Consider the following 8,362-nt stretch of genomic DNA (forward strand, 5'->3'; position numbering starts at 1 on the left):
AAAAAAGGTGTATAGGCCATAAGAAGCGGGACAATGTAGAGACCCTTGGCCAGCTTCCAGCTTTCGATGCCTGTCTGCATGGCCGGGGCCTTGGCAATCGCTGCTGCCGTAAACGAGGCAAGGGCCACAGGCGGCGTCACGTTGCTGTCCTGACTAAGCCAGAAGATGATCATATGCGCCGACAAGATGGCAGCCACCGTCGCTTCGGGCGGCACGATCAGATCGCGAAGGGGGGCCGCGACTTCCAAAGGAAGCGCACGGATAATCTCAGTGGCCTGTTCTATCGGTATGGGCCCCGATAACAGGGCCATCGTCTCGGGCGCCCCCAGCATCAACACAGCCTTCGCGCCGTCGTTCAAAGCCCCTGCGGCTAGGATGTCGATCACCACGCGGTCGGAAATCATGCCAGCAATTGCTGGCGCCGAAAGCGTGGCGATCACAATATAAGCGGCCGTCACCGGCAGACCCATCCCAAGAACAAGACTGGCGATGGCGATCAATGTGAGGGCGATCAATAAGTTTCCTCCCGCCCATCCGGCGATCATCAGGCTGAAAGTGTTGCCGATCCCTGCGGTTGATATCACGTTTACAACCAAGCCGACGGAGCACAACAAGACCGCCGTCATGATCATCCCTTTGGTCCCCATGACGAGGGCTTCCACCACCGCGCGCGGTCCCATGGGGTTTTGCGTGAGCCAGCTTGACGCGATCACTGCCAGGATGCCAAAGACGGCCGCATAAGCCGGCGTAAAGCCCATGACCAGCATTGTGATCAGCGCGGCAATCGGGATCACGAAACTGGCGCCGCCCTTTCGGAACGCCGAGCCGAAGGTTTCGCCGCCGCTGTCCATGGGCTTCAGGTCCAGGCGCTTGGCTTCGATTCGCACAAAAAATGCGACGGACAAGAAGTAAAGCAGGGCCGGCAAGGCGGCGGCGGCGACGATCTTTTCGTAAGAAATCTGCGTAAAACTAGCCATTACGAAGGCGCCCGCCCCCATGATGGGTGGCATCAATTGCCCTCCGGTCGAGGCGGCAGCCTCAACCCCACCAGCAAAAGCCGGTCGGAACCCGGCGCGTTTCATCAGCGGAATAGTGATCACGCCTGTCGATGCTGTGTTGGCAACCGCTGAGCCTGAGATTGTGCCGGTAAGCCCACTTGCAATAACAGCGACGATGCCAGGCCCACCAGCCATACGGCCAGCAACGGCCTGGGCGATGCTGATAACAAATTCTCCCGCGCCAGAGCGCAGTAGGAATGCGCCGAAAATAATGAACAGGAAGACATAGGTTGAAGAAATTCGCGCAATCGTGCCAAACATTGCGTCGTCGCCAAATAGAGAGCGAAACGCAATGGTCTCCCATGACAGGCCCGGAAAGCTGAACACGCCACCGATGTATTGGCCCCAAAACCCAATATAGGTCAGCGCCGTGATGATCAGGATCGGGATGACCCAGCCTGTCAGTCGTCGGGTAAGCTCGAGGCCACCGAGGATACACAAGCCAATCGCGATCCAGTCTAAGGCGATTAGGTTCACGCCGCGGTCGTAAATCGGCGTTTCGGCATAGGGAATATAAATAGCAGCGGCCGCGACGGCGACACCAAATGTCAGATCGAATGCAAACAAGCCAGGACTGCGTGTCTGTCCCCGAAACATCGGATTGTAGATCGCGGCCAGAAACGCAAATCCCGCGAAATGGTAGGCGTTGCGCTGGAATTCAGAAATGAAGGGGTCAAAGGCGACGTAGATGTGGCCAACGGCGATAAATAGGCACAACCCGTGAAGCGCCCACATGGCCCAGCCGTCGAACTCACGTAAACTCGGTGGTTGGACTTCGACGTCTTTGCTCATCTCGTGGCCCCGTCTTCTTTGGCAAAATACACTAGGGGGTCGGGGGCAAAGGTCCCGGTAAGTCGCCCGCCAAAGGCGGGCGACACCTGGATCACTTCGCCATCAGGAACTCGGGGATTTCAATTCCCTGTTCCATGTAGAAGCGTGCTGCACCGGGGTGCAGCGGCACTGGCAGACCAGCGATCGCTTTTTCAAGTGCCATGGCCTTAGTTGCCGGGTGGATGGCCTGAAGGAACGGCAGGTTCTCGTAGATCGTCTTGGTGATCATGTAGACGTTCTCTTCTGGAAGGTCCGCATTGGTCGCCAGGAAGTTCGGCTGCGCAATAGTGTTCCAGTCGGCATCCTGATTAGGATAGGTCCCAGCTGCGATGACGTACCGTGTCCAGAGGTTGCGACCGGCGTCCATAGCCGCAAGCTGCTCATCGGTCACGTTCAGCGGTGTTACGCTGTCACCAACTGACGCCATAAGCTGTGAAATGGCTCCTGTCGGTACACCTGCAGGCGTATTGATGCCTTTGACCTGACCGTTTTGCAGGGCTTCAGCCGACGGGCCGTAGCCACCAAAGACAAGCTCGTAGTCAGTGTCGATTGCGATACCAACCCCACTCAAGAGCGCACGGTTCGAGCCGATTGTTCCCGAGTTTTGGCTTCCAAGCGCCATAGCTTCGCCTTTGAGGCCGGGCAGGACGCCGACCGTGCCATCGCCTGCAACGTCGTTCGAGACGATGAATTGCTCAACGTTCTGCCAAAGCATTGTGATCGAGCGGATGTTTTCCTGTGGACCGGACTCTGCGATCGGACCTGTACCTGTTGCGGCGTAGCTGCCGAAAAGACCCTGCAAAATGGCAAACTGTGCTTCGCCTTCCCGCAGAAGGCGGACGTTTTCACCGGAACCAGCCGAACTGATTGCCGACATGCCGATTTTCTGTTTCGGCTCAAGCTTAACCTTAACAAGGGTCGAAAGTGCAACGCCAACCGGATAATACGTGCCACCGGTAGACGCAGTTGCAAGGACGTAGCTTGCTTCTTCAGCGTGTGCTGTTGCGCCAAACGACACAGCAACAGCCGCGACAAGCGCGGTCTTTTTGACATGAAACATAGTTTTCTCCCAGAATATGACCGTTTTAGTCTGATTTAAGATTTAAGCTATTTTACTCAAATGACCAGCGATTAGGTTCATTGCCGATAAATATGGCTGCAAGAACCACGGAACGCGGAAGCAATTTCTGGCTTAACTTACCGCGTGTTTTCAACCGTCTTGAGGATCGAAATTCAGCAGGATGCTGGCAAGCTCACGTTCTTGCACAAGCGCGGCGGCCTTCTTTGGTGACAACCATTTCCTTCTGCGCGTTTGCTTTTCAGGCCAATTGCTTGCGAGAAATGCGACCTTTAAAGGAAATACCGCAACCACGCACGGAAGACTTTCATCACCTGGCAAGGCCTTGAGATAACTGAATATACCGATGCAAACGGTGCTCACCTTTCCGGTCACGCCAGCTTCTTCCCATGCCTCTGTCGTGGCTGCTTCGGCTGGGGTTGCGCCATTTTGCGGCCAGCCCTTTGGCACGATCCAGCGTCGAGACTTTCTCGACGTCACCAAAAGGATCTGAACTTTACCATTGCGACGACGCCAACACAGCGCACCAAACTGGGTCCGCACGTCACGTTTGTTGAAGTTCTCAAGTTTAAGGGCCTGCTGCTTGATCGTGCCCATGCTCTTTTTCCTCGACCGTCCGTCTTGCCTTGGTTGAACCGGTGCTATCTTTTCAGAAAGTTATCATTCCGCTGAAAGATAGCAACGATTTGTCTCACTCTTTCCTCACTCAAAAGTCCTAGCTGTTGTTTTCCTCGCGCATGTCCACTCCGCAGTTGATTTCGTCCGAAATCTATCGCAATTCCACCTATGGAACGTGGCACCCATTGGCGATCCCAAGAGTGTCGACAGTGATGGACTTGGCGTCTGCGTTGGGCTGGCTGCAGCCAGATGGTTGGGTTCGCAGCCCCCGAGCGCGCCCCAATGCGCTCGCGGCGTGGCATACTCCTGAATACATCGCAGCAGTTCAAAAGGCTGAAAAAGACGGCTTCGTCTCAGACGATGTGCGCGCACGCCATAACCTTGGGACGCACGCTAATCCTGTGTTTGGCGAGATGTTCCGCAGGCCCGCGACGGCGGCGGGGGCCGCTGTTTGGGCGGGCGAGTACTTGCGGGAAAGCGGCGTCGTGTATTCACCGGCAGGGGGTACTCACCACGGGATGCCGGACTGCGCAAACGGGTTTTGCTATTTTAACGATCCAGTTTTAGCGATCCTGTCATTGCGGGCACATGGTGTGCGTCGCATTGCTTATGTGGATATTGATGCGCATCATCCCGACGGGGTCGAACACGCTTTTGCAACAGATCACGACATTCTGATGGTTTCAGTTCACGAAGAGCGCCGTTGGCCATTTACCGGCCATTTGGAGGATCGAGGCGTGGGCAATGTCTTTAACCTCCCAGTCCCGCGCGGCTTTAATGACACCGAGATGCGCGCCATTCGTGACGCGTTGATCTTGCCTCTTGTGCAGTCTTTTCGCCCGGATGCGATTATCCTGCAGTGCGGGGCGGACGCGGTCACTGAAGATCCACTGTCCCGTCTCACGCTCTCTAACAATGCCCATTGGGAGATCGTCGATGCGCTGAACGGCATGTCGCTGCGCTATCTGGTCTTGGGCGGAGGGGGGTATAACCCGTGGAGCGTCGGTCGGCTTTGGACCGGTGTCTGGGGAACGCTGATGGGGCGCTCGTTTCCTGATCGGCTGCCGCCCGAGGCGCAAGCGGTGATGCGCGCTTTGTCCTGGCCGGGTCGCGCGGCGGGGCGCAATCCGCCCGGTCATTGGTTCACGACGATCAAAGATGAGCGCCGCGAAGGAGATATCAATGACGAGGTGTGCGATCGTCTGGGCGCGCTTTGCGCACGGCTGAAGGTGTGGGTCTAATGCGGTTGTTCCTGGGACTTAGCCTTCCGGATATGCATCGTAACGCACTGGCAGAGCTTCAAAGCAATGTGCCTCCCGGGCGCGCAGTGCCGTGGGACAACTTCCACATGACACTTGTGTTTTTGGGGGACGCCACCAACGCATTGGTTGACGAGTTGGACCTTGCCTTGGATGGCATGCGGCTCGAGCTGCCCGAGATAAACCTTGGTGGACTTGGTCAATTCGGCGGCGGAAATCCTCGCGCGGTCTGGGTCGCCGTCGCGCCTTTGGGTCCGTTGGACGCGCTTCATCGGCGACTGGGGAATGTGGCGCGCGGGGTGGGCTTTGAGGTTCCAAGCCGTCGCTTCGTGCCGCATGTCACATTGACCCGATTTGCGCGAGAAACGGTGCCCCCAACGGCTGTCGCGAAATTCTTTCAAAAGCGAGGCAGCTTCGCGTTACCTGCTTTTCAACCTTACGCCGTGACTTTATTTCGTTCGCACCTTCGCGGCGACGGGTCGGACTATGAAACGCTTGCGGACTATCCAATCACGCCAAGTCAGACCACTTAAGCTGGGTATTTTTTCCGAGTGGTCTTCCACGGCCATTCCGAGGAATTCCGACCGATGGTCGATCGAATGGGGCAGCGGTATGAGATCGCGGATGTCATGGTGCTCTTCTCGTCGCCTCAGGTGGGCTATTTGCCAGGGCAGTTGGGGAATGTGGACGGAGATTTCTCGGCCTGGTGATCAGGCAGATTATCGGTTCCGATCATTGCCTCGAAGTTGCCTTCAGGGATGTGGCGGCGCGAAATCCGTTTTCCATCTGCCGCTTGGATAGACCTAGGGCGGCGGCGGCTTGTTTTCGAGATAAACGAGCATCGGTGCCGGTACGAGAGCGTGTCTGATCCGGTCAGACACGCTCTAGTCTGCTAAGCCTTCCAGATCGCGCCCGCGTGGGTCAACCAAAAGTGCGGCGACCCATCCCGCAACAAAGCCGCCAAGGTGAGCTTCCCACGCCAACAGCCTTTCCATCGCGAAATACAGCACGATATTCAGAGCGATCAGGAAGACGACCGCACGCAGAACCGGCCACATCTTCGCGCGGAACGTGAACCGGTCGACGTATTCCCATGCAAGAATAGCGCCCACCAACCCAAAAAGAGCGCCGGATGCGCCGACCATGGGGCGGTAGCTATCACTAAGAAGTGCGAACCCAACTGCTCCGCCGAGAATCGCAAAAGCGTATATGAGGGCGCCCTTCCAAAGTCCGACGCGGTCCAGAACGATCGGAGCGATCGACGTGAGGGTGATCATGTTTACCACCAGATGGACCCACCCACTGTGCAGGAAGCCATAGGTGAAAAACATGAGCCATGGCTGTGCCGGATAGTTGGGTTCCCAGTCGGTCAGAATTCCGGGCCAGAAGCCCGCAAATTCATAAACTGTGGATCGAAATCGGGGAATGCCGACAAGTCCAAAATCGCCGGCGATCAAGGCGATTTCCACAAAAGCATATATCCCAACAAGGATAAAAACCGATCGATAAACCACCGGTTTTGCTTTTGCGGACCCCGTTTCAGGGGCTTTTTCAGGTGGCCCCTCTGTCACAGCATGCCTCGGCGGCGAGGGTTAAAAACCAAACGAGAAATCGCGGCCAACGTTTAAGAAAAGTGTGTTTGACGTCCGTGAATCCGCGCCGTCCTCGGATATCCGGACATGACGCAGTCCGGCATTCAGAGCCCAGTCTTCGTTCAGATCTCGCGAGTACTGAACCCCGGCCGCGGTCCGCGCATCGCCGTCCTCCTCGCCAAATTGCGAAGCGGCCCCGTATGAGAAATCGGCGCTCCAGGATGAGATCGAGTTTATCGGTGCCACATACCCTAATCCGAGCGAGGTATTCAGAAAGGCGTCGCCGTCACTGGTCGATGGACTTTGAACCAGATTTGCAGTGAGTGTTCCGCCGGGAGCTTCGCGCGTGTATTCGACGCGGGTCGTCAATTTCAGGTCCAAATCTTCCTGGTCGACAACACCAAGCGATAAAGACAAACCACCAGTTGGCAGCTCGAAGTCGCGGCTTACATTAATGCTTGTGCGGCGGCCGCTGTTGTCAATCTGGCTGGAAAGGTTGAGCGAAATTGCTCCGTCTGGACGCGGTTGGCTGACGCCAAAGCTAAGGCCGACGCCATCTCGTTTGTCGGTGTCGGCCCCGTTAAGCGTTTCGGCCGTATCAAGCGACAAATCAGCTGATATCTCGAGGCCGGTATTGATTTGTGTTGTGACGCCAGCACCAATTGACTGAGTGCGCCGGGTTTCGTCCAAGTCGTCAACGTCGGTTCGATTGTATCTACCTGTCAAGCGGGCTGTCGTTGACGGATTGATGCTGAAGCGCGCGATTGCGCTTAAGCGCCGGGCATCACTGTCGGTGAGTTCATCGTCGACTGTATCGACGAAATCATTTGAAGACAGACCAAGGGAAAGATCGACGCCGAAGGGTGCATCTATCCCTGTTGAGAAATCAGCTGAGAATTGGGTGCGTTTGCGCGTTCCGCCTTCGACGATCAACGCGTCGGGATCAAAAACGCCATCAATGAAAAAACCGAAGACGTCATCATCGAGGTTTGCTTCATCATATCGCCCGGAAAGGGACAGGCGTGAATTTATGCCTTCTCTGGTGTAGCCAAGCGCTATGTTCGAGCGCCGAACATCCAAAGCGTCGGCTTCCGTTGTCGCGCCACCATCTTTGCCTTCTATGCCCGCGCCCACGCTGAAACTAAAGCGATCTACCCGTGTTTCGCTTGAGACGGAAAAGCCCAAGTTGGTCACGCTTGTAAGCGTCGTGCCGTCGGGCGGTGTCGCAAGCGAAGGGTTGTCGCTGACCTCTATGCCAGTCGAGAACGATAAGTTTCCACGGACACCGGTCCCGTCTTGTGCCAGCACAGGCGCCGCTGTCATCGCTGCAAGCGAAAGGGCGGCAGTTGTTAGTCGTCCCGGTCGCGATATTTTCATATTTTCTACTCGAATAGGCGTCTTTCAGGAACAATGATAACATCACCGTCAGCAAGAACAATGTCTGATCCTACCGAAGCACCACTGGCGATAGCTTTATAGTTGATGCGTGACACGGTTTGCTCGCCGGTTGATATATTCGAGCGGCGCAGCAGGATGCGTTTTGTTGCAGCGAAACGCGTGAAGCCACCTGATGTTGCAAGGGCTTGAAGCACAGTTGTGCCACGTTCGATCCGCTTGAGGCCGGGCGCGCCAATTTCGCCCAACATGTAGACGTCGATGGTAGGGCCGATTTGCGGTGCCTGGGCCTCGACCCGTGGGCGAAGCGACTGGACCGTAACGAAAACGGTTGGCTCAGAGGCGAAGTTTGACGAAATCCTGGACGCAATCGCACCGGCTACTGCATCGGGTGACTGACCACCGGCCTGCACACTCCCCGCGAAGGGGAAGGTGATTGTGCCATTTGGCAACACAAGCAGAGACCTGTTGAGGGATGGATCCTCAAGGACTTCGACCGCAAGCGTATCACCGCTGCGGATATTGTATTGG

Annotated in this window: 9 protein-coding genes; 3 read left to right on the forward strand and 6 right to left on the reverse strand. The window is 56.4% G+C overall.

The features are described 5' to 3' along the window. The 3 genes from AC221Y_RS16390 to AC221Y_RS16400 form a co-directional block, all read right to left on the reverse strand. The coding region (locus tag AC221Y_RS16390) for a TRAP transporter permease (protein WP_486707763.1) at window positions 1-1,850 on the reverse strand (1,850 nt) is incomplete at its 3' end. Between the two features lie 91 nt (window positions 1,851-1,941). Then, window positions 1,942-2,949 (reverse strand): TAXI family TRAP transporter solute-binding subunit, encoded by a 1,008-nt coding sequence (locus tag AC221Y_RS16395; RefSeq protein WP_299755829.1) that lies wholly within the window; start codon window positions 2,947-2,949, stop codon window positions 1,942-1,944. A 150-nt stretch (window positions 2,950-3,099) separates the two neighbouring features. Then, window positions 3,100-3,564, reverse strand: a complete 465-nt coding sequence (locus AC221Y_RS16400) for an NUDIX hydrolase (protein ID WP_486707764.1) — start codon at window positions 3,562-3,564, stop codon at window positions 3,100-3,102. Between the two features lie 140 nt (window positions 3,565-3,704). Between AC221Y_RS16400 and AC221Y_RS16405 the strand changes: the two genes are divergently transcribed. From AC221Y_RS16405 to AC221Y_RS16415, 3 genes are read left to right on the forward strand one after another with little or no spacing between them, the layout of a single operon-like run. Further along, window positions 3,705-4,826: an arginase family protein gene (locus tag AC221Y_RS16405; RefSeq protein ID WP_299755823.1), complete on the forward strand. Its 1,122-nt coding sequence runs from the start codon at window positions 3,705-3,707 to the stop codon at window positions 4,824-4,826. Next, a complete protein-coding gene (thpR, locus tag AC221Y_RS16410) occupies window positions 4,826-5,377 on the forward strand; it encodes an RNA 2',3'-cyclic phosphodiesterase (RefSeq protein ID WP_486707765.1) in 552 nt (183 codons plus the stop codon). The genes AC221Y_RS16405 and thpR overlap by 1 nt, the downstream gene beginning before the upstream one ends. A gap of 54 nt (window positions 5,378-5,431) precedes the next feature. Beyond that, entirely contained in the window at window positions 5,432-5,554 is a 123-nt protein-coding gene (locus AC221Y_RS16415; protein ID WP_299755819.1) for a hypothetical protein, read from the forward strand. Window positions 5,555-5,728: 174 nt separating this feature from the next. Here AC221Y_RS16415 and AC221Y_RS16420 read toward each other — a convergent pair whose 3' ends face one another. The 3 genes from AC221Y_RS16420 to AC221Y_RS16430 all read right to left on the reverse strand — a co-directional run. Continuing rightward, window positions 5,729-6,415 carry a rhomboid family intramembrane serine protease gene (locus AC221Y_RS16420; RefSeq protein WP_486707766.1) on the reverse strand — a complete coding sequence of 229 codons (687 nt, stop codon included), beginning with the start codon at window positions 6,413-6,415 and terminating at the stop codon, window positions 5,729-5,731. Between the two features lie 21 nt (window positions 6,416-6,436). Beyond that, window positions 6,437-7,813 (reverse strand): porin family protein, encoded by a 1,377-nt coding sequence (locus AC221Y_RS16425; protein WP_486707767.1) that lies wholly within the window; start codon window positions 7,811-7,813, stop codon window positions 6,437-6,439. 5 nt (window positions 7,814-7,818) lie between these two features. Then, on the reverse strand, window positions 7,819-8,362 hold a 544-nt coding region (locus tag AC221Y_RS16430), incomplete at its 5' end, for a polysaccharide biosynthesis/export family protein (RefSeq protein WP_486707768.1).

It is taken from the genome of Boseongicola sp., from assembly GCF_057460485.1.